The sequence below is a fragment of the Rahnella laticis genome, from assembly GCF_015644585.1.
In the GTDB taxonomy this organism is placed as follows: Bacteria; Pseudomonadota; Gammaproteobacteria; order Enterobacterales; family Enterobacteriaceae; genus Rahnella; species Rahnella laticis.
On sequence record NZ_JADOBI010000002.1, the window covers coordinates 352281 to 374511 of the forward strand.

Genomic DNA, 22231 nt, shown 5'->3' on the forward strand with positions numbered 1-22231 from the left:
GTTTAAAATCGCCGGGCTTAGCGTGACGACGCCCGGTTTTTCCCTTTTCACCCGCACAGAGGTTTTATGTCTTTCTTCTCCCGCTTTGCGCTTTTTATCGGTTTATGTTTTTCGCTGGGCACCGCGCAGGCCGTGACGGTGACTGACCAGCAGGGTACTTTTACGCTCGATACGGCGCCTGAACGCGTCGTCGTTCTGGAACTGTCTTTTGTGGATGCGCTGGCCGTGGTGGATGTCAGCCCGGTGGGTGTGGCCGATGATAACGACGCGGAACGTATTTTGCCGGAAGTGCGCCAGCGTATCAGCGCGTGGAAATCCGTCGGCACGCGATCGCAGCCGAGCCTCGAGGCGATTGCCGCGCTGAAACCGGATCTGATTATTGCCGACAGCAGCCGTCATGGCGGCATTTACGCCGCGCTGAAAGGGATAGCGCCGACGCTGATGCTGAAATCCCGCAACGAAACCTACAGTGAGAATCTGGAATCGGCGGCGATCATCGGCAAAGTGTTGGGGAAAAACGCGCTGATGCAGCAGCGTCTGGCGGAACATCATCAGCGGATGCAGGCGTTTGCCCGCCAGTTGCCGAAAGGCACGCAGGTGGTGTTCGGCACCTCGCGCGAACAGCAATTTAACCTGCATACGCGCGATTCCTACACCGGCAGCGTGCTGACCTCGCTCGGGCTGATTGTACCGAAACCGGTGAATCAGCAGGCGCTGGCCAACATCAGTTTCGAGCAGTTGCTGGCGATCAACCCGGACTGGCTGATTGTCGCGCACTACCGTCAGGAAAGTATCGTGCGTGCGTGGCAGAAGGATCCGCTCTGGCAAATGATGAAAGCCGCGCAGAAAAATCAGATCGCGGCAGTCGATGCTAACGTCTGGGCGAGAATGCGCGGGGTGTTTGCCGCTGAGCATATCGGGCATGACGTGGTGCAGATTCTGCATCATCAGGCGCCTGCCACCGCACCATGATAGCGGTGAAAGCGATCGCGACGGGGTGGCGCTGGACGCTGCCTCTGCTCATATTGAGCGTCACCTTCTGGCTGACGCTTTTTTGCCGTTCTGCGGTGCCGATTGGCGCGCTGGAATCTCTGCGTGCGCTGCTTCCAGGCCCGCCCGCATCACTGGCGCAGGCGCTGGTGCTCAACCTGCGGTTACCGCGCAGCCTGGTGGCGATGTTGCTCGGTGCCAGCCTGGCACTGGCGGGCAGCCTGCTGCAAACCCTGACCCGCAATCCGCTGGCGTCTCCCTCGCTGTTTGGCATTAACGCCGGTGCATCGCTGGCGATGGTGGTGGTCAGCGCACTCAGCCCGCAGCTGTTTTCCGGGTTCAGCATTGCGCTGGTGGCAGCCGCTGGCGGCGGCATCAGCTGGAGCATGGTGATGCTGACTGGCGGCGGATGGCAACAGGCGGGTGACCGCAGCCGGTTGATCCTCGCCGGAGTGGCCGTGTCGGCGCTGTGCGCTGCGCTGGCAAAAGCGACGCTGATCCTCTCAGAAGATCACGCATACGGCATTCTCAACTGGCTGGCCGGAGGCGTCGCGCACGCCCGCTGGCCGGAATTCTGGCACCTGTTCCCTTTCACTCTCATTATCGCGCCCTGGGTTTTGCTGCTTGCCAGCCGCCTGAACCTGTTACAGGTGAGTGATGAAAGCGCGCAGACGCTCGGCGTAAACCTGCCGCGCCTGCGGCTGATTATCAATCTTATGGTGTTATTGCTGGTGGGTGCCTGCGTCAGCGTCGCCGGGCCTCTGGCATTTATCGGGCTGCTGGTCCCGCACATTTCCCGTTACTGGATAGGTTATGATTTACGCCGCATGTTGCCGGTGAGCATGATTTTTGGCGCAACGCTGATGCTGCTGGCGGATTTGCTGGCGCGTTTTCTGGCGTGGCCAGGTGAATTACCGGCAGGCGTGGTGCTGGCGCTGATTGGCGCGCCGTTCTTTGTCTGGCTGGTGAGGACGCGCACATGACCCGACAGTTCACGGTATTCACCGTTCTGACCAGCCTGTTGCTGCTGACCTTCGTGATTTCGCTGCGTTACGGCACGCACACGCTGACGTTTGAACAAATGCGTCTGGCGTTCGTAACTTCCGATGAAAACCATTTTCCGCTGATCGAATATCGCCTGCCGCGCGCGCTGCTGGCGGTGCTGGTCGGTGCGGCGCTGGCGCTTTCCGGCGTACTGGTGCAGGGCATTATCCGCAATCCGCTGGCGTCGCCGGACATACTGGGCGTAAACCACGCTGCCGGGCTGATGTCGGTCGGCGCACTGATGCTGTTTCCCGCGCTTTCCGTGCTGTGGCTGCCGCCGCTGGCCTTTCTGGGTGGGATCGCCGCATTTGTGTTGCTGCGCCTGATGTCCGGCCGTTCCGCGCCTTTGAAACTGGCGCTGACCGGCGTCGCGCTGACCGCTTTTTACGCCAGCCTGACGGATTACCTGATGCTCTCGCGCCCGATGGAAATCAACAGCGCATTGCTGTGGCTGACCGGAAGTCTGTGGGGGCGCGGCTGGAATTTCGTCGAAATCGTCGCGCCGTGGTTGCTGATATTGCTGCCGCTCAGCCTGTGGTTCTGCCGCGATCTGGACGTTCTGGCGCTTGGCGATGAAAGTGCCTCGACGCTGGGGATCCGCGTTTCCCGCGTACAGCGTCTGGTGTTATTGCTGGCCGTCGCGCTGGCTGCCATCAGCGTTGCCGCCTGCGGCCCGGTCGGGTTTATCGGGCTGGTCGCACCGCATCTGACCCGCAAACTGGTCGGCGGAAGGCACCGCGTTTTGATCCCCGCGTCAGTGCTGGTCGGGGCGCTGATTTTACTGCTGGCCGACGTGCTGGCGCGCACCCTGCATCCGCCGCTGGAGCTGCCTGCGGGCGTTTTAACGGCGGTGATTGGCGCACCGTATTTCTTCTGGCTTCTGATGAGAACCCGCTGACTATGCAACTGAGTGCAGAAAATCTGTACGCCGGATACGGCAATAAATCCATTCTGAACGGACTGTCGGTAACCCTGCCGGCCGGAAAAATCACCGCGCTGATCGGCCCGAACGGCTGCGGAAAATCGACGCTGCTGAAATGTTTTTCCCGCCTGCTGACGCCGGAGTCCGGCACGTTGCGGCTGGAAGGAGACGATATTTCCCGGCTACATGGCCGCGCGCTTGCCCGCAAACTGGCGCTGTTGCCGCAACAGCACATCGCGCCGGAAGGGATCCGCGTGCGGGAACTGGTCGGCTATGGCCGGAGCCCGTGGCTGAATTTATGGGGCAGGCTGGGGGAGCAGGATCACGCGAGGGTCGCGCGTGCGATGCAGGAAACCAATATTGATGATCTGGCCGAAAAATTAGTCAGCGAGCTTTCCGGCGGGCAGCGTCAGCGCGTGTTTCTGGCGATGGTGCTGGCGCAGGATACGCCGCTGGTTCTGCTCGACGAGCCGACAACGTATCTCGATATCAGCCATCAGGTTGAGCTGATGAATTTACTGCGCCGCCAGAATCAGCAGGGCAAAACGGTGGTCGCCGTGCTGCATGACCTCAATCAGGCCAGCCGTTATTGCGATTATCTGGTGATGATGGCGGCCGGAAAAATCGTTGCACAAGGCACGCCGGAAGCCGTAATGACACCTGCGCTGCTGGCACAGGTCTTTGATATTGATGCGCAAATCCACCCCGAGCCGGTTTCCGGCATGCCGATGTGTATTGTGAAATAGTTTTTCATTTTTCGTTGTCATTGTTTTCTATCGACTTGTCTGTTTTGAACTACACTTTTTGCACCCCTACGCGCCAGAGAGCGCAAGACAACGATAACGAGAAAACCAGATGATTATTTCTGCATCAACGGACTACCGCGCGGCGGCAAAAAGTAAATTGCCGCCATTTCTGTTTCACTATATCGACGGCGGCGCGTACAACGAACACACCCTGCGCCGCAACACTTCTGATCTGGCCGACATCGCCCTGCGCCAGCGCATCCTGAAAAACATGTCCGATCTCAGCCTCGAGACGCAACTGTTTGGCGAAAAACTGTCGATGCCGGTGGTGCTGGCACCCGTCGGCCTGACCGGCATGTACGCCCGCCGTGGTGAAGTTCAGGCGGCGCGCGCGGCAGCCAAAAAAGGCATTCCGTTCACGCTTTCCACCGTTTCCGTTTGTCCGATTGAAGAAGTCGCACCGGCCATCGACCGCCCGATGTGGTTCCAGCTTTACGTCTTAAAAGATCGCGGATTTATGCGCAATGCGCTGGAACGCGCGCAGGCGGCAGGCGTGAAAACGCTGGTCTTTACCGTCGATATGCCGGTGCCCGGCGCACGATATCGTGACGCCCATTCCGGCATGAGCGGCCCGAACGCCGCTGCGCGCCGCATGTTGCAGGCCGTTTTGCATCCGCAATGGGCGTGGGACGTCGGCGTAAACGGTAAACCGCATGACCTCGGCAACGTTTCTGCCTATCTCGGCAAACCGACCGGGCTGGAAGATTACATCGGCTGGCTGGGCACCAATTTTGACCCGTCGATATCGTGGAAAGATCTGGAGTGGATCCGTGAATTCTGGAAAGGCCCGATGATCATCAAAGGCATTCTTGACCCGGAAGACGCCAGGGACGCCGTGCGGTTTGGCGCAGACGGCATCGTGGTCTCAAACCACGGCGGCCGCCAGCTCGACGGCGTGCTTTCCACTGCGCACGCGCTGCCCGCAATCGCCGACGCCGTAAAAGGCGACATCACCATTCTCGCCGATTCCGGCATCCGCACCGGTCTGGACGTGGTCCGCATGATCGCGCTCGGCGCCGACAGCGTGCTGCTCGGCCGCGCCTTCGTCTACGCACTGGCCGCGGCAGGCGAGGCGGGCGTCATCAACCTGCTGACTCTGATCGAAAAAGAAATGCGCGTCGCCATGACGCTGACCGGCGCGAAATCTATTTCAGAAATCAGCGCCGAATCGCTGGTCTACGGGCGAAGCGTGCGGTGATTTGATGCCGGAAAGGCAGCGATAATGTTTGTGAGGTGTCGCTGTCTTTATTATTTATCTGCTTTTTGAATATCTCAATTTTCCAGATATCCATGGGAGAAATGCGTATAAGTAACGGCCTGTAAATATGTCAGCATAGATTTGTCCGGGTTAATCCGCAGGGCACTATCACCTCAATTAAAACCATCACCTCAATTAAAAAAGTTAATTTTAGGGAATGTCTATGCTGAAAAATATTGCTTTGCCGGTTTCTAAATCGCTTTCTATTGCCGGTCGTCTGACGGCTGCTGCAGCATTGCTTTCCTCCTTGTCCGCCTGGGCGGCAGAGCCGTTGCGCGTGCAGGCGGATCCGGTGCCCCACGCGGAAATTCTGGCGTACGTGCAGAAAATCGACCCGAGTCTGAATCTCAAAGTGATCGAAATTCCGAGCGGGGTGAATCCGAATGAATTGCTGGCGCACGGTGACGTGGATGCCAACTATTTCCAGCACGTACCGTATTTGCTGTCGCAGGAAAAGGCGCTGAAAGAGAAATTTGAAGTCGCCGCGACGGTGCATATCGAGCCGCTCGGCGTATATTCCAGCCGTCACAAAAGTTATGCGGAAGTGCCGCAAAATGGCACCGTCGCCGTACCAAATAACGAAACCAATCTCAGCCGCGCGCTGTATTTACTGCAAAGTCAGGGGCTGATTACGCTGAAACCGGGCTTCACCGATCCGGCGAAAAATCAGGCCACGCCGCGTGATATCGCCACCAACCCGAAAAACCTGAAAATTCTGGAAGTCGAATCCCCGCAAATTCCGCGTTCTTTACCGGATGTCGATCTGGCGGTCATTAACGGCAACTTCGCGCTGGAAGCGGGGCTGAGCCCGGCAAAAGACGCGCTCGGGCTGGAGAAAGCGAAGGGAAATCCTTACGCGAATATTCTGGTGACGACCGAAAAACTTAAAAACGACCCGCGGATTAAGCAACTGGCGAAAGATCTCGAATCGCCGCAGGTCGCAGAGTTTATTAAAGAGAAGTTTAAAGGATCGGTGTTACCGGTGGCAGCTGCGAAAAGTTAGTAAACCGTGATCCAGCCTCAGTGCAGATCCTGAGGCTGGACTCTGAATCAGTTTGTTTGTTATTCCCTTCTAATAACCTTACTCACCATATTTATTAATCTCTTCCTGTTAATCCCGAATATACATTCCGAAACATTTTCGCCAAAAAAACAGTTAAAGGAATACGCCATGCATGCCGATAGGAGCTGAATGTTGAATCATAATTCAAAGCCATAGTCTTTTTTGACGCCGGGTTTTTGAGGCGGGCAGGGAAGCTGTGCTGGTCAGGAAAAAACGCCCGGATATGGAAATCATAAGCCTTATTTCTCTTTTTCGACGTTTCGGACGCCGGAAAGTCAGCCTTTATGCGGCGCTGACGTTACTGGTTGCTTTTGCGACAAACGCGGCATCACTCAGCCCCGCCGACCGCGACAGTATAGAACAGCAGCAACGGCAACTTCTTCAGCAGAACCAGCAGCAGCGTCAGGAACTGGAGCGCAGCACGCCAGTCACGCCCGCGCCGCCAGTATCACCGCAGCCCGGCGGCCCCTGTTTTGAAATCCATTCCATCACGCTTCCCGGCGCAGACCATCTGCCCGCCCGGGCGCAGCAAAAACTGATTCAACCTTATCTGCAAAAATGCCTCGGTATCGGCCAGATTAATGCGCTGGTGAAACAGGTTTCTGACTGGTACATCGGGCAAGGTTTTATTACCAGCCGTGCGTTTCTTACCGAACAAGATTTGTCGTCAGGCACACTCAGCCTGACGGTGATGGAGGGGAAACTCGAAGCCATCAAAATGGAGAATCAGCGCGGTGCGATGCTGGCGATGGCGTTTCCGGGTCTTACCGGAAAAATTCTTAACCTGCGCGATATCGAGCAGGGGATGGAGCAGATAAACCGGCTGCGCAAAACGCCGGTGCAGATTGAAATCCAGCCGGGCAGTCAGCCGGGTTATTCCATCGTCAACCTGACGTCCACGTCGGAGTTTCCGCTTCAGGCCAGCATCGGCTTTGATAACTCGGGGCAAAAAAGTACCGGTACCGGGCAGCTTAACGGCTCGGTGACCGGCAATAATCTGCTCGGTCTGGCTGACCAGTGGTTTGTCAGCACCGCCCGCAGCTCGGACGGGGCGAGTGATCATGACGCCAAAAGCGTGCAGGCCGGAGTGAATCTGCCTTACGGATACTGGTTATTCGATTACAACTACAGCTACAGCGATTATCTCAGCACGATTGAATCACAGGGTTATCTCTGGCGATCCAGCGGCGACAGCCAGTCACACCGGTTTACGCTCTCACGTGTCCTGTTCCGAAATGGCAACATGAAAACCGCCGCCAGCTTCGGACTTACCCACCGCCTGAACCGTAATTACCTCAACGATGCGCCGCTTGAAAGCAGCACGCGCAGCCTGACCAGCTGGACCGCCGGCATCAATCACAGCCAGAAACTCTGGGGCGGATACGCGACGCTTAACCCTGCCTTCAGCCGCGGTGTACCGTGGTTTGGGGGAGAAAGTGACGAGGGAAAATCGCCTGATGCGCCGCGTGCTGAATTTTCAAAATGGACGCTCTCTTCCAGTTACTACCGCCCGGTGACGCAACGTATCACCTGGCTGACCAGCGCCTACGGGCAGTGGGGCGACGACCGTCTCTATGGCAGCGAACGTCTGACGATTGGCGGCGAAAGCTCGGTTCGCGGTTTCAAAGAACAGTATCTCTCCGGCGATAACGGCGGCTACTGGCGAAATGAACTCGACGCTCAGCTGTTCACGTTACCGGGGCTGGGGCAAATCAGCAGTATCACGGCGCTCGACGGCGGATACCTGCAACACAGCAATCACGATTCGGCCGCGGCCGGCACCTTATGGGGCGCAGCGGTCGGACTTGCCAGTACTAATGCACATTTCTCCAGCCAGTTTACCGTTGGCTGGCCGCTGCGCTATCCGGATTCATTGTCGCCGGACCGCGTCACGGTCTACTACCGTATCGGCTTTGCACTGTAAAGATGAGAAGGAATTCGGGGATGAAAGCGGTGAAAGAACAACCTGTTGCGTTATGGCGTAAGGCGCTGGCGTACGGACTGATGGGCTGGCTGGTCTGGCAGCCGGTGGTGCCCGCATTCGCGGCGGGCGTAACGGTGGCCGAAGGTAACACCCGCACCGATCAGGCCGGGAACGGCGTGCCGGTGGTGAACATTGCCACCCCCAATCAGGCCGGGATTTCGCACAATAAATACACCGAATTTAACGTCGGCCAGCAGGGCCTCATCCTCAACAATGCCACCGGCAAACTCACGCAAACTCAGCTCGGCGGTCTGATCCAAAATAACCCCAATCTTGCCGCAGGTCAGGAAGCAAAGGGCATCATTAACGAAGTGGTGTCATCGAACCCTTCGCAGCTTAATGGCTACATGGAAGTCGCCGGTAAAGCCGCGAACGTCATGGTGGCTAACCCGTACGGGATCACCTGTAACGGCTGCGGATTCCTCAATACCCCCAACGCCTCGTTAACCACGGGCAAACCGGTGCTGGGGGCAGACGGTTCGCTTCAATCCCTCGATGTTACGCAGGGCGCGATCACGGTCGAAGGTCAGGGTCTGGACGCCCGCCAGAGCGACTCGTTTTCGCTGATTTCCCGCGCCGCACAGATTAATGCCGGTTTGTATGCCAAAGACCTGAACGTCACTTTGGGGGCGAATCGTGTGGATGCGCAGGGTAACGCTGCGCCGCTCTCTGGCGCAGGCGTGCCGTCGGTGGCCATCGACACCGGTGCGCTGGGCGGCATGTATGCTAACCGTATCCATCTGGTCTCCAGCGACAAAGGCGTCGGGGTCAATCTGGGTAACCTGAACGCGTCCACCGGCGACATGCAGATTGATACCAGCGGGAAACTGACGCTGAACAATGCGACAGCCACCGGCAAACTGACGGCGAATGCGCAGGAGATTGCGCTGAACGGCGCACAGCAGTCGGGCGGCGATATGGCGCTCAACAGCAAGGGGCAGATGGCGGTGCAGGGCAGTCAGGTGACCAGTGGCGGGAATATGACGCTGGCCGCAGGGCAACTGACGTCAGGCAGCGCGGCGAAGGTCTCCGCCGCCGGTAACGTCAGCGCAGCAGCAGGAAACGCAGGGCAATGGCAGGGCAGCCTGATGGCGGGCAAAGATCTCAGTCTCAGCGCCGGTGACCTGACCAATAACGGGCTGATTGCCGCCAGCGATAACGCGAATCTGACAACACAGCACCTGATCAACAGCGGAACACTACAGGCACAGACGCAGTCGGTTCAGGCGACGACGCTGGACAACAGCGGTGTGATACAGGCGAAAGGGGTACAACAGATTCACGCCAGTTCCCTGAGTACGACTGGCGGTTCGACAATCTCCAGTGCTGGCAATTTATCGCTGGATGCTGACAGTGCAACGATCGCCGGTCTGGTTTCGAGTGACAACCAGCTCACCGGACGCTTTGGACAGTTAGCCACGCTGGCCGGTTCGCAAATCCAATCGGGCACGGATGCGGATGTTCAGGCCAGCGGCGTGACCACGCTGGGCGGTAATCTGCGTGCCGGACGGGATCTGCTGCTGAGCAGCAGCAGCCTGAACTCCGTCAGCGGAGCGCAGGTTTATGCCGTGGGCAATGTTCAGGCTACTGCTGGCAACAACGGCGTGTGGGGCGGCAGCCTGACGGCGGGCGGTAATCTTGGTATGAATGCTGCCGACATGACCAATAACGGTACGCTGGCGGCGGGTGCTGACACGGCGATCACCACACAAAAACTGACCAACCGCGGGCTGATTCAGGCGCAGGGTAAACAAACCCTGATTGCGACCGCGCTCACCAATAACGGTAAATTGCAGTCCGGCGGGACACAGCAAATCGACGCCAGCACCCTTAATAATCAGGGAATGATTGGCTCACTGCAGGGGCTGAATTTCCAGATCGCCGGTCCGATGACTGTGGGTAAAACGGGAAGTTTACTGGCAGGTGACCAGCTGAATATTGACAGCGGACAGCTCACCGCTGACGGCATCCTGACCGGTACTCACGGGCTGACATTGACGACGGGCGCCTTAAAAACAGGCAGCGCAGCGGTGATCACCAGCCAGGGCGATATCGGTTTAACCAGCCATAGCGTTGAAAATGCCGGACTTATTAACGCGGGCGGCAATACAACGCTGACCACGCAAGATCTGAGCAATACCGGGACATTGCAGGCGCAGGGCGATCAGACTTTGCAAAGCGTTTCGCTTGATAACAACGGAACGATTCAGACGAAAGGCACGCATTACATCACGGCGGACCTGTTGAGCAACAACGGCGCTATCGGTGCGGGTAAGACATTACAACTGCAGGCTAAACAGATCCTGAGTCAGGGGGCTGACGGTACAATCGATGCCACCGGCGCACTGGCGATTAACGCTGCACAGGCGCAGATGGCGGGTCATGTCACCGGTCATGAGGACAGTCAGCTGGACTTTGGGTCACTGACGACCGCCGCCAATTCCACGATCTCAGGCCAGGGCAGTCTGTCCCTGAATGCGGGCAGCGCGCAACTCGGCGGCGTGATCTCAGGAGATAACCAGCTGACCGGACATTTTGGTCAACTGATCACCGCCGCCGGTTCGCAAATTCAGTCCGGTTCTGACGCGGATATTCAGGCCAGCGATTACGCCATGCTGGACGGTAATATTCGTGCCGGACAAAACCTGCAACTGGGCAGTGGTTCACTGAACTCCGCCAGCGGTGCGCAGGTTTATGCCACCGGAAATGTACAGATCAGCGCTGGCGATAACGGAATATGGAACGGTGGCCTGACAGCCGGGGGCGATCTGGCACTGAATGCCGCCGGACTGACCAATAACGGGACGTTGGCGGCGTCAGGCAACACGAACTTCGCCACGCAAAAACTTAACAATAACGGCCTGATGCAGGCTCTGGGCAGTCAGACCCTGAATGCCACCGACCTGAGCAATACGGGTAAAATTCAGTCCGGCGGTACGCAAAATATCACGGCTAATTCTCTCGACAGCCAGGGGCTCATCGGGTCGCAAAAAGCACTGGCATTGCAGGTTGCAGACCAGCTGACGGTCGGTGAACAGGGTTCTTTGTTTGCCGGTGACCAGTTGACTCTTGGCGGCGGTCAGATGACCGTGAACGGCGCGCTGACCGGTAAAAGCGGTCTTTCCGTCGGTGCAGATTCCCTGAGCGCCGGACAAAATGCGCTGATCACCAGCCTGGGTGATATTCAGCTCGCCGCCGGGCAGCAGTCGCTTAACGGCCAGATTTCAACGGCAGGCAATGTAGATCTTAACGCCACGGATCTTTCCGTCGGCGCATCGGGCAGTATCCACAGCGACAAAGATGTATCTCTGACGGCAGGCCACGCTTCCACGATCGCCGGTGCGCTGGACGGGAACACGCTGGAGGCCAGCGGCGGCGCATTGCAGGTTACCGGCAGCGGTTCGCTGGTGTCGGTCAGTGATATGCAGTTATCCGCGCAGCAGCAACAGCTCGACGGCGTCACCAGTGCGGGCAACAATCTCTCAATAACCGCTGACCAGCTCAACGCCGCGCAGGGCGGTAAAACGTCCGCGCAGAACGACATCATTTCGAATATAGCACATGGCGGTCAGTGGTCGGGCAGCCTGATTGCCGGCCGTGACCTGAACTTCACCTCGGGGGATTTCAGCAACGCAGGCACACTCGCCGCCAACCGTAACGGGCAGTTCAGCTTCGGCACGCTGACCAACAACGGCCTTTTACAGTCACTGGGCACGCAGCAGCTTAACGGCGACACCTTCAACAACAACGGCACGGCGCAGTCCGGCGGTGACCAGACCTTTACCCTGAATCAGCTCAATAATCAGGGGCTGACCGGGACAAATGGCGATCTGACGCTGAATGTCCGTGACGGTGTCGTGAACGGGGACTCCGGCACATTGCTGGCCGACGGCAAACTGACGTTAAAAGCTGCACAGGCGGATCTGGGTGGCACGCTCACCGGTACGCAGGGCGCAGATCTCACGGCGGATACACTGACCAGCCATGCGGGTTCGGTGCAAACCAGTCAGGGCAATGTCAATCTCAGTGCGGGCACCGCCAGCCTGAACGGTTTCCTTTCTGCCGACGGCAGCATGGCGCTGAACACGCAACACCTGACCACGGGGAACGGCTCGCAAACGCAGGGCAAAAACGCACTGGGGATCAGTGCGTCTGAAGGCGCTGAGTTGGGCGGCAAACTGGTGACCCCGGGCGCGCTGACGATCCGGGCCGGAACCTTATCCAATACCGCCACACTCGGCGCTGATCATGTCGATGTCAGCGCGACGACGCTGACGAACAGCGGCGCGATCACGGCGGACGACAGCCTGCATCTTAATGCCGGAACCCTGCATCAGCAGGGCAGCCTGAGCGCGCAGAACCTGATGAACCTCGAAGGCAATACGCTGGACAATCAGGGCAGTATTTCCGCGGGCGATCTGGGTATTCATGCCAAAACCAGCCTGACCAACCAGAGCAACGGGGTGATCTCGGCGGGCAATGGCCTGACCGTAGATGCACCGACATTCATTAACAACGGTACGCTGGCGGCGAAAACCGTTGGCGTGAATGCCAGCGGTATCAGCAACACCGGTCTGGTGCAGGGAAACGGGGGTACCACGCTGACGGCCAGCACGCTCAATAACGGCGCGCAGGGACAGGTGATTTCAGGCGGCACGCTCACTGTGAATGCTGCCGGGACACAAAATCAGGGCCGGTTGCAAGGCAGCCAGCTGAACCTGACCGGTAATACTCTGAACAACGGCGGGACGGCGCTGGGCACGAATGGCCTGAAAGCGCAGATGCAGGGCGATCTGACGAATACAGGTAGCCTGCTTTCCTCCGGCGATGCCACGGTGAACGCCGCGACGCTGGAAAACAACGGTCAGCTGCTCAGCGATAAAAACGCGACAGTTACCGCTTCTCATATCACCAATCAGGGACAAATTCAGGGCGATACGCTCGCCGTGACCGCCGGTTCGGCCGATAACAGCGGCAACCTGATTGGCCTGAAAAGCCTGACGGCACAACTTCAGCAAGATCTCACCAATGCCACGTCCGGCAAAATGCTGACGCAGGGCGCGCTCACTGTCACGGCCGGACACGTCACCAATAACGGCAGCTGGCAGGCCGGTAGCGCGGATTTACACGCCAGCCAGTTAGATCTCAACGGTGCCATCCAGACCGCAACAAAAGCCAGTCTCATTCTGACCGGCGCGCTGAATACGCAGGCGCAGGGGAAAATTGTCTCCACCGGGCTCGCTGTCTTGCAGGCCGCCAGCCTCAATAATCAGGGGAACTGGTCGGCGGATAATCTCAGCCTGACAGGCGGATCGCTCACCAGCAACGGCGGGATCAGCGGCGTCAGCGCACTGGCGACCACGCTCAGCGGTCAGCTACAGATTCAGCAGGGCGGAACATTACTCAGCGGCGGCACAAGTACGCTGAACGCAGGGAACATCACTAACAGCGGTAATATTCAGGCCGGGAATCTGGCGCTGACGACCGGCAGCATTTCGAACGGCGGACAGCTACAGGGCCAGCAAAGCCTGCAGGGCACGGTACAAAACGGCATCACTAACCTCAGCGGCGGCACGCTGCGCAGCCAGGGGACGTTGGATTTAGGCGCGCAGTCGCTGCTCAATCAGGGGCAGTTGCAGGGCGATGGCGCCAGCCATCTCACGCTTTCCGATAACCTGAATAATCAGGGCACCTTGCTGACCGGCGGCCGCCTGACGGTGTCTGCCCCCACGCTGACGAATACGGGTCTTTTGCAGGCGCAGGGGCTGACGATGACCGGCGGAACGCTGAACAACAGCGGCACGCTGACCGGGCAGGGCGACAGTACGGTAAACGTGTCGCAGGTGACCAATCAGGGGCAACTTCAGGGTGACCGTTTGCAACTGACCGGGAACGCCTTGCACAACACCGGCACCGTTCTGGGCAGCCAGACGCTGGGGCTTAACGTACAGAACGCCGACAATCAGGCGGGCGGTAAACTTTACAGCGCCGGCAATCTGACGCTGGTGACACCGTCACTTAACCAGTCCGGCAGCCTGCTGGCACTGGGTGATATGACGCTGCAACTCGGGTCGGGATTCACCCAGACCGGAACGCTGGCGGCGGGGCAAAACCTGAATCTGAGCACGCAGGGCGATCTGAGCGTACTCGGCACCTTGCAGGGAAACGGTATTCAGCTCAGCTCTGCGGGTAACTTCGTCAACAACGGCCAGCTGCGCGGAGGCAGCGGTACGGTGGGCGTGGATGCGAACAACATCACGCTCAATGGCAGCGGCAGCGTGCAGTCCGGCGGTGATATCCGCCTCGCCAGCCGCGGCGTGCTGAACAACAGCGGTTTTGTCGGTGGCGCAGGCAACGTCGTGATGTCCGCAGCGGGTCAGCTGGCCAACAGTGCGCTGCTGTATGCCGGTAACAACATGCAGTTGCTGGCCGACAGTATCCATAACAACTATGGCGATATTCTGGCGGGCAACAGCCTGTGGATGCAGCGGGATGCAGCGGGTAATGCCAACAGTGAAGTGGTCAATACCTCGGGGGATATTGAAACCACCAACGGCGATATCACCATCAATACCGGGCACCTGCTGAACCAGCGTGATGGGCTGAGTGTTTCCACATCCTCTCAGACACCAGTAGACGGCCCTAAATGGTTAGGACAAAGCTCCGTAACTCTTAAATTAGGTGATCTAGACGTAAGCGATCTCGGTTATTACACCAAATCAGTCAGAACTGGCGGAAGTATGGGCCAGGGGAACGGGTCAGTTGACGACCATTATTACCTTGCACCAAAAGCGACAGCTGTTGAGAAGAGATATTTGGTGGCTTCCACAACGGTGACTGCAAGCTCAAACGGTGGGGCGGGACGTATTGCTTCAAACGGCAATTTAAATGTTTCTGCAAATAAGCTGGATAATATTTCCAGTAATGTTTTAGCTGGGGGAAATATCTCCCTGTCAGGAAGTTCTCTAAATAACCAGTCTTATGAAAATGGTGTTCAAAATGAGTATCTGACTTATAAATATACTGGGAATACAGCTACTCAAAGTTTTAGTAAAAACCATGGTCTGGATTATTTTGATCCTGACTGTGGCAACTGTTATTACGTGGATGCTGATACAAATACTGAAGTTACCTATAACTTAGCTAATGGCCCGACTTACGAAACTCTCAGCACCGGCGAAGGCCTCCGCTCTGTCATTCAGGCGGGTGGCGCGGTCAACGCCAGTTTCAGCAACAACATCAGCAACACCACCATGACCGCCAATACGGGTGGTTTATCACACGCCATCAGCGCACCGGGAATAAGCGGCACATCAGGCCTGCAACAGGTCGGTGGCGTGCAAAGTCAGCAACTGGCGGCGGGTAAAAACCTGACTGTCGGATCTGTGCAATGGACTGATTCCGTCAGCAATGCTTTGCAGCAAATCGGCAACCGGGGCGCAGCGCTGGCCGATTACCCGTTGCCGACCGGCAATAATGGCCTGTTTGTGGCGAGTCAGGATCCGTCCAGCCCGTACCTGATCACCACAAATCCGCAACTTGGCAGCATTGGCAAAACAGATCCCTCGCTGTTTAACGGCCTGAATGACTATCTTTCACGCCCGACATCCCCGGTTTCAGTGGTTAATCAGCAGAGCGTTCAAAGCAGCGGTGGGTTGAGTTTTGTTTCTGCGGGCTCACCAGGTTCACTGCCAGCCTTGTCTTCTTCATCCACACTGGGGTTCGCGCAGACCTCAGCGACCGGGGCCACATTTGTCACTGCCGCAGGTTCCGTCCCAGCGCAGGGCACGGTGGTGACTCGCGTCGTTCAGCCGGGCACGCCCTCCAGTCCGCGCATTGAAACCGCGCCGGTCTATACCGACGAAAGCAAATTCATCGGCTCGGCCTACTTTATGAATCGGCTGAACCTGACGCCGGATTACGACTACAAATTCCTCGGCGATGCGGCATTTGATACCCGCTACGTCAGCAATGCGGTTCTCAGCCAGACCGGTAACCGTTACGTCGGCGGTACCGGTTCTGACCTGGCGCAGATGCAGTATCTGATCGACAACGCGGCTGAGCAGCAGGCCGGGCTGGGCCTGCAACTGGGCGTCAGTTTGTCGCCGGAACAGGTCGCGGCGCTGACCAAAAGTATCGTCTGGTGGGAGAAAACCACCGTCAACGGCCAGACCGTTCTTGCCCCAAAACTGTATCTCTCAGCAAATGACACGAATGCCGTCACCGGCAGCGTGATTTCCGGGAATACCGTCAATCTCGACGCGGGTCATATCGTCAACGCCGGCAGTACGCTGCAGGCGCAAACGCAGCTGGCGGCGAAAAGCAACAGCTCACTGGATAACCTGAACGCGGGGCTGATTACATCCAACGGCAGCCTGCAGCTGAGCGCGCTGGGGGATATCAATAACATCGGTTCCTCGATTGCCGGACAAACTGTCGCACTGGCTTCGGTCAGCGGCGACATCAATAACGTCACGCAGGCACAGCAGTGGAATGCTGCGCCGACCGCCAGCAAAAGCAAAACGTCGCAGCTGACGTTCAGTGATACCCAGACCGGTGATGTCGCCGGCATTTCGGCCACCGGCGGGCTTGCGCTGACGGCCGGTAACAGCATCAACAACACCGGAGCAAAACTTAGCGCGGGCAGCGAGTTGCAGCTGGTCGCGCTCAACGATATCAACATCACCGGCAATGCGCTGAGCACCAGCAAATCGACGGCGAAAACGAGCGCGCAGACCACTGGCAGCCAGGCCAGTGAAGTCAGCGCGGGCGGTAATCTGCAGGCCAGCGCCGGTAACAACCTGACGGTTGCAGGCAGTGCCGTAACAGCCAAAGGCGACGCCACGCTGGCGGCGGTGAATGACATCAATCTCGACGCGATGGACAAAAGCAGCCATCAGACCAGCGGTAAAAACCGGACCGATGATAACAACGCCACACGCACGGTCGTGAGCAGCGGCGGTGACCTGACGCTCAGCGCAGGCCGGGATCTGAACTCGCAGGCGGCGCAACTGACCGCCGACCTTAACGCCTCACTCAGCGCGGGTCGCGACGTCAACCTGAACGCCCAGCAGACCAGCACCTACAGCGAAACCCACGGCAATAAAAGCGTGAGTATCCGTGAAAATGTCGGGCAGGAAGGGACGGCGGTTTCCAGCGGCGGGAGTACGACCATTTCCGCCGGACGTGACATTACGACACAAGCTGCGCAAGTCCAGGCCACCGGTGACCTGGCCCTGAACGCCGGGCGTGACGTCAATATCACCACCGCACAGGAAAGTGAATACAGCTACGACGAAAAGACCAAAACCAAGAAACATCTCTTCTCCAGCACCACCACGCACACCGTCAAAGAGGACTATTCCACCACGGAAAAAGCCTCGCAGCTCAGTGGCGACAAGGTATCCATTGTTGCCGGGCAGGACCTGACGGTTAAAGGCTCATCGGTGGTCGGTGACGGGGATGTGACGCTGAAGGCGGGGAAAGACCTGAATATCGCAGCCGCTACAGAGGAGCAATCCAGTTATCGCCTGAGTGAGAGCAAAACCAGCGGGATGTTCAGCGGCGGGGGCTTTGGTGTGACGTTCGGCAGTAAATCGTCCCGCCAGCAAATCAATCAGGACGGCACGACGCAAAGTCAAAGCAGCAGTGCGGTCGGCAGCACCGGCGGCAACGTGAACATGATCGCCGGTGAGAAAGCACATATCGGTGGCTCGGACGTTATCGCTAAAAATGACGTCAACATCGTCGGCGGCTCGGTCACGATTGACCCGGGCAACGACATGCTGACCCGCAAACAAATATATGAACAGAAGCAAAGCGGCGTGACGTTGTCGTTATCGAGCCCGGTGACGGATGCTTTGCTAACTATTGGTAAAGATATCAGCCAGTCGGGTGACTCCGGCGATAACCGGTTAAAAGCGTTGTATGGAATGGCTGCCGTACAAGACGGGTGGGCTGCCGCACAGGATGACAAGGTCGCCAGTCAGCTCACCGCGTTAAAAAATGGGGATGTCAGTGCCAGTGTGACTCTCCAGGTAAATATCGGGGCCAGTAAAAGCAAGAACACGTCCGAGCAGGTGAGTAACCAGGTCAGCGGTAGCACCGTCAGCGGCGGACGTAACGTGGCGATTGTCGCAACCGGTGCCAACGGGCAGGCCGGGGATGTCAGTATCACCGGCAGTGGCGTGACGGGGAATAAGGTCACGCTGGCCGCGCAGAATGATTTACTGCTCCAGGCTGCCAGCAATAACAGCAAGCAAACCGGCAGCAACAGCGCCAGTGGCTGGAGTGCCGGTGCACATATTTCATTCGGTCAGGAAACCGGTATCGGTGTGCAGGCCAGCGGTTATATGGCGAAAGGCTCGGAAAAAGGCAATACCACAGATTATGTCAATACGCGTATCAACGGGCAGGAGGCAGTCACCCTCAGCAGCGGCAACGACACGACGGTGAGTGGTGCGCAGGTGATGGGCGACAAAATCACCGCCGATGTCGGGCGAAATCTGACCATTAGCAGCCTGCAGGATATTGATGACTACTCCAGCAAACAACAGAGCGTCAGCGGAGGTTTCAGCTTTACCTTCGGCACCATGAATGGTTCGGCCTCCCTGAGCATGAGTAAGTCTAAAACTCAAAGCGAATATGCCAGCGTGGGTGATCAGAGCGGGCTGTTTGCGGGTAATCAGGGGTATGACATCTACGTCGGTGACCATACGCAGCTGAACGGCGCGGTGATTGCCTCGACGGCGGATGCGGTGAGTAACAGCCTCAATACCGGCACGCTGGGCTGGGAGGATATTCAGAACAAAGCGGACTACAAAGCCAGCAGTGTGGGTCTAACGGCCAGCGCTGCAACGAATAAAATTACGAATAGTGACGGTTCGACTAAGCAGATATACGGTATAACGCCCCCTGTTGCATTACCGGCTATCACATCTGGAAGTAGCTCTGGCACGACGCAGTCAGCTGTCGCTACAGGAACAATTACTGTTAGGGACAGCATCCATCAGACGCAGGATGTAAGCACCCTGAACCGCAATACTGATGATGCAAATAATCATATTGATAAAATTTTTGACCCTCAGACCTTTGCACGACAACAAGAACTTGAGGCAGTGTTTGGCCGGGTCGCGAATCAGGCCGCTGGTGACTTAGGTAATGCTATGGGGTGGGCCGAAGGTAGTCCGGAGAAAATGGCAATCCATGCGGCCATTGGTGCAATGCAGTCAAGTCTGGGAAGTGGGAGTGCGTTAGCTGGCGGATTGACAGGATTGAGCAGTGAGGCAGTTGCTACGGGTGTAGATAATTACCTCAAAAATCACACAACGCTGACGACCTCAGAGAGGGGAGCAATAACGCAATGGGCGGCATTAATCAGTGGTACAGCCATCGGGGGGGTTGTCGGAGGAACCAATGGCGCGTCGGATGGGGCGAACGTTTCTTACAGTTCAGTAACTTATAACTATCTTACGCATGATGAAGTTGCACGCCGGAATTTGATTCAAACCCAACTGTCCAGTACCACACTGAGTGCAGACGAAAGGGCGGACCTTGAACAACAGTTGTCGGATATCAATGAGTTAGATATTTCCCGAGATTTGGCGATTTTAGATGCGTGTTCCCAAGGGAATAAGAACAGTTCGGCGTGTTCTTCGCTACTGCAACCGGCCTGGGATGCCATGACTGGCTGGAATAGCGGACCAAACTGGATGGGCACTTACAATAGTATTTTCCCAAATGACGCACAGAATATGGCGAATATTCTGCAGGGTCTGGATCCTGCAAGTGTCATGCGCGATAGCGCGATCACGGCTTCTATGAATACGTATAACGCGGCACATCCAACTAATCAGAAGAATTGGGGGCAGGTTGCCAATAGCTATGATATCGCAATGGCGTTGCAGTCGGTCGGCAGTGTTGTGGGGGGGCTGATAGGCAGCGGCGGGGTTAATGAAGGTTTGAAGTCCAATGTATCAGGCAGTAGTTACGCTGATATCATAAATAAGAATATTGCAGACAGTCAGGCGGCAAGGGCTTCTTCAAACTTTAGCAAGTACTTGGCTGCTGAGCAGCAGGTTCTTGAAACACTATCTTCTCGCAATGTACCTGATATGTCATTACAAGATATTCAGGCATCACTGACAGCTCAAATTGCAGATTTACGGGCTACTCTACCCGGAAACGCTAAAAATGGTGGAAATATGGGGGTTGCTGAGATTAATATCCCTGGCATGCCAAATATCATGGCTGCATCTAGCCGAATCAATGAACCAACGCCAGAACAACAAACTTTGGGTTTTGTCGGTCTTATACCCGAGACATTTGAGAGTTCCACAGTCCCTACATCAGGAAAGAATCCGTATCCGTTGCTAAGAAATGTCGATTCTGAAGCGAAAATCTTAAATAATCTTGCGAATATGCTTGGGGATAATACAACAGTGAGTGGTACCATAAATCTTCTGACAGAGAGGGCACCTTGTGCAAGTTGTTCTAATGTTATTGAACAATTTCAACTTAAATATCCTAATATTAAAGTAAATATTTTGGATGGTGGCGGTGTTATTAATCCTGCTAAAAAATAGGTTATAATATGCTTAATGAAGAAAGAGTAACATATAACACACTGAAAGATTGGGCTTTGGAGTCCTACTTCGATTATAGCAGAGACTTGGCACTCAAGCGTGGAACGACGCATGAAGAAATTATTGGCTATGTCTCTTACACGTTTGAAGATGGTTTTGAACGGCTTATTGAAAATCTTATGTGGCAAGTTATCCTTTTAGTGATTTCCGGAGGGTGGTACCCTGAGAGAAACAAAGTTATGCGGGCTGAAATAATAAATATTCTTTCTACAAACAGTCTTGAGGATATGTTGATAAATGTTCCATCTGATGAACGAAAACTTTTTTTGCATGATCTGAAAATTCTTGAGTTTATCTAATTTTTAATGGTTAATAATTATTAAAAGTTTTGTAAGCAAGCGTTTTAAGTCATGGGCTTTATATTTATTCAGTAAGTTATTTTTTCATAAAGACGGGTGGCCTATAATTTACCAGATGGACGAGCAGCAAGTTGGAGTATTAGCGGCAACTTTATCGAATTTAGGGGCATGAAAAACAAATGAATGACTGTCTTGTATTTGAAAAAGTGGGTGATATTAATACTGAGTACCCATATTTAAATGTCTACATCTATGGGTGCAGCGATCCTTTTATGGAAATATCTATTTCGCATGAGAAAAATATACTATTCACATTATTTTTAGCGACAGATAACATTGTTCTGAGTAGTGAGCAATGGATTGAAATAAAATGCAAGTCTGATTTGTTTTTAAAGAAGACTCTGGCTGATGAGGAGTTTGGAACATACTAATAGTACCAATCACTGATTTTAGATCAATAGATTTTATGTATCCCCCACAGATGGCGGTATTGCTGGAGCAGGATCAGGATTTCCATTAACTTCAGTTTCAGTAAATGGTGGAATCATTACAAGACTGTGATTGATTGGTGAGTGATATGATTAAATGCAATAGTGAAAATAAGACTGATGATATCTCAAGGATTATTTGTTTTGGATGGAAATATACCCATACAAGTATTTTGAAAACGTTCCGATAAATATTTCCGATAATGAAGTTGGAACTTATGGCTATTAAATTCATGCGACTCAGTTGATTATAAAAAATATGTGCTTTTTCAAATTTGGTCGATGTGTACTCATGCTATAAAAACGACTCATTATTCCTGCCATGGCAATAGATTTTGCTAAACAATGCAAAAGACGAGAAAAGGATGACCTTCTAATCGTAAAACCAGGTGCTCTCAGAGGCGTTGCTTCTTAGCATAAACTCAGTCATATCTATCTTGACGGATTTTAGTATTCTGTATTTGTCAGAGAATCTTACGTTCCATTTGCTTGCAGAAGATGTATTTTTGAAAGCGGCCAATCCTTATGTAATTCGAAAGATTTATGCAGGCTGCTTTTGAATTGAAAAAGCCGTCAGCCGCTTTCAGAAAGCTTGCTGAATGAGTGTTTCGAGACCGAAAGGCTCGAAGACCGAAATGAAGGTACCGCGCAGCGGCAAGTTTTCGCGGCAATAGCAAGGGGTGCTGAAACATAACCAGCGAGCGGCAGCGCGTGTTGAAAAAGCGTGGGGAAA

The 22231-nt window shown here is 55.5% G+C and carries 10 protein-coding genes; all 10 read left to right on the forward strand.

All coding sequences use genetic code 11. The features are described 5' to 3' along the window. Nucleotides 1-66 precede the first annotated feature (66 nt). Nucleotides 67-972: a Fe(3+) dicitrate ABC transporter substrate-binding protein FecB gene (locus tag IV433_RS04935; RefSeq protein ID WP_195813268.1), complete on the forward strand. Its 906-nt coding sequence runs from the start codon at nucleotides 67-69 to the stop codon at nucleotides 970-972. After that, nucleotides 969-1973 (forward strand): iron-dicitrate ABC transporter permease FecC, encoded by a 1005-nt coding sequence (fecC, locus tag IV433_RS04940; RefSeq protein WP_195813269.1) that lies wholly within the window; start codon nucleotides 969-971, stop codon nucleotides 1971-1973. Before IV433_RS04935 ends, fecC begins: the two co-directional genes overlap by 4 nt. After that, on the forward strand, nucleotides 1970-2932 hold the full coding sequence (gene fecD, locus IV433_RS04945; RefSeq protein WP_195813270.1) for a Fe(3+) dicitrate ABC transporter permease subunit FecD: 963 nt from the start codon (nucleotides 1970-1972) through the stop codon (nucleotides 2930-2932). Before fecC ends, fecD begins: the two co-directional genes overlap by 4 nt. Nucleotides 2933-2934: 2 nt before the next feature. Next, nucleotides 2935-3702, forward strand: coding sequence for a Fe(3+) dicitrate ABC transporter ATP-binding protein FecE (gene fecE / locus IV433_RS04950; RefSeq protein ID WP_195813271.1), 768 nt, complete (start codon nucleotides 2935-2937; stop codon nucleotides 3700-3702). Nucleotides 3703-3811: 109 nt separating this feature from the next. Then, entirely contained in the window at nucleotides 3812-4960 is a 1149-nt protein-coding gene (lldD, locus tag IV433_RS04955; RefSeq protein WP_195813272.1) for an FMN-dependent L-lactate dehydrogenase LldD, read from the forward strand. Nucleotides 4961-5183: 223 nt separating this feature from the next. Then, nucleotides 5184-6023 carry a MetQ/NlpA family ABC transporter substrate-binding protein gene (locus tag IV433_RS04960; RefSeq protein WP_195813273.1) on the forward strand — a complete coding sequence of 280 codons (840 nt, stop codon included), beginning with the start codon at nucleotides 5184-5186 and terminating at the stop codon, nucleotides 6021-6023. A 283-nt stretch (nucleotides 6024-6306) separates the two neighbouring features. After that, a complete protein-coding gene (locus tag IV433_RS04965) occupies nucleotides 6307-8007 on the forward strand; it encodes a ShlB/FhaC/HecB family hemolysin secretion/activation protein (protein WP_195813274.1) in 1701 nt (566 codons plus the stop codon). Between the two features lie 20 nt (nucleotides 8008-8027). After that, the gene (locus IV433_RS04970) at nucleotides 8028-20651 is read left to right on the forward strand and encodes a hemagglutinin repeat-containing protein (RefSeq protein ID WP_195813275.1); all 12624 of its coding nucleotides are present in this window, start codon (nucleotides 8028-8030) and stop codon (nucleotides 20649-20651) included. 8 nt (nucleotides 20652-20659) lie between these two features. Further along, on the forward strand, nucleotides 20660-21010 hold the full coding sequence (locus tag IV433_RS04975) for a hypothetical protein (RefSeq protein ID WP_195813276.1): 351 nt from the start codon (nucleotides 20660-20662) through the stop codon (nucleotides 21008-21010). Nucleotides 21011-21189: 179 nt separating this feature from the next. Continuing rightward, the gene (locus IV433_RS04980; RefSeq protein WP_195813277.1) at nucleotides 21190-21441 is read left to right on the forward strand and encodes a hypothetical protein; all 252 of its coding nucleotides are present in this window, start codon (nucleotides 21190-21192) and stop codon (nucleotides 21439-21441) included. Nucleotides 21442-22231 lie beyond the last annotated feature (790 nt).

What these genes read in the sequence shown, in the direction of transcription:
- IV433_RS04935 (WP_195813268.1), top strand. Translation starts at nt 67, where the DNA reads ATGTCTTTCTTCTCCCGCTTTGCGCTTTTTATCGGTTTATGTTTTTCG.
- fecC (WP_195813269.1), top strand. Translation starts at nt 969, where the DNA reads ATGATAGCGGTGAAAGCGATCGCGACGGGGTGGCGCTGGACGCTGCCT.
- fecD (WP_195813270.1), top strand. Translation starts at nt 1,970, where the DNA reads ATGACCCGACAGTTCACGGTATTCACCGTTCTGACCAGCCTGTTGCTG.
- fecE (WP_195813271.1), top strand. Translation starts at nt 2,935, where the DNA reads ATGCAACTGAGTGCAGAAAATCTGTACGCCGGATACGGCAATAAATCC.
- lldD (WP_195813272.1), top strand. Translation starts at nt 3,812, where the DNA reads ATGATTATTTCTGCATCAACGGACTACCGCGCGGCGGCAAAAAGTAAA.
- IV433_RS04960 (WP_195813273.1), top strand. Translation starts at nt 5,184, where the DNA reads ATGCTGAAAAATATTGCTTTGCCGGTTTCTAAATCGCTTTCTATTGCC.
- IV433_RS04965 (WP_195813274.1), top strand. Translation starts at nt 6,307, where the DNA reads ATGGAAATCATAAGCCTTATTTCTCTTTTTCGACGTTTCGGACGCCGG.
- IV433_RS04970 (WP_195813275.1), top strand. Translation starts at nt 8,028, where the DNA reads ATGAAAGCGGTGAAAGAACAACCTGTTGCGTTATGGCGTAAGGCGCTG.
- IV433_RS04975 (WP_195813276.1), top strand. Translation starts at nt 20,660, where the DNA reads ATGCTTAATGAAGAAAGAGTAACATATAACACACTGAAAGATTGGGCT.
- IV433_RS04980 (WP_195813277.1), top strand. Translation starts at nt 21,190, where the DNA reads ATGAATGACTGTCTTGTATTTGAAAAAGTGGGTGATATTAATACTGAG.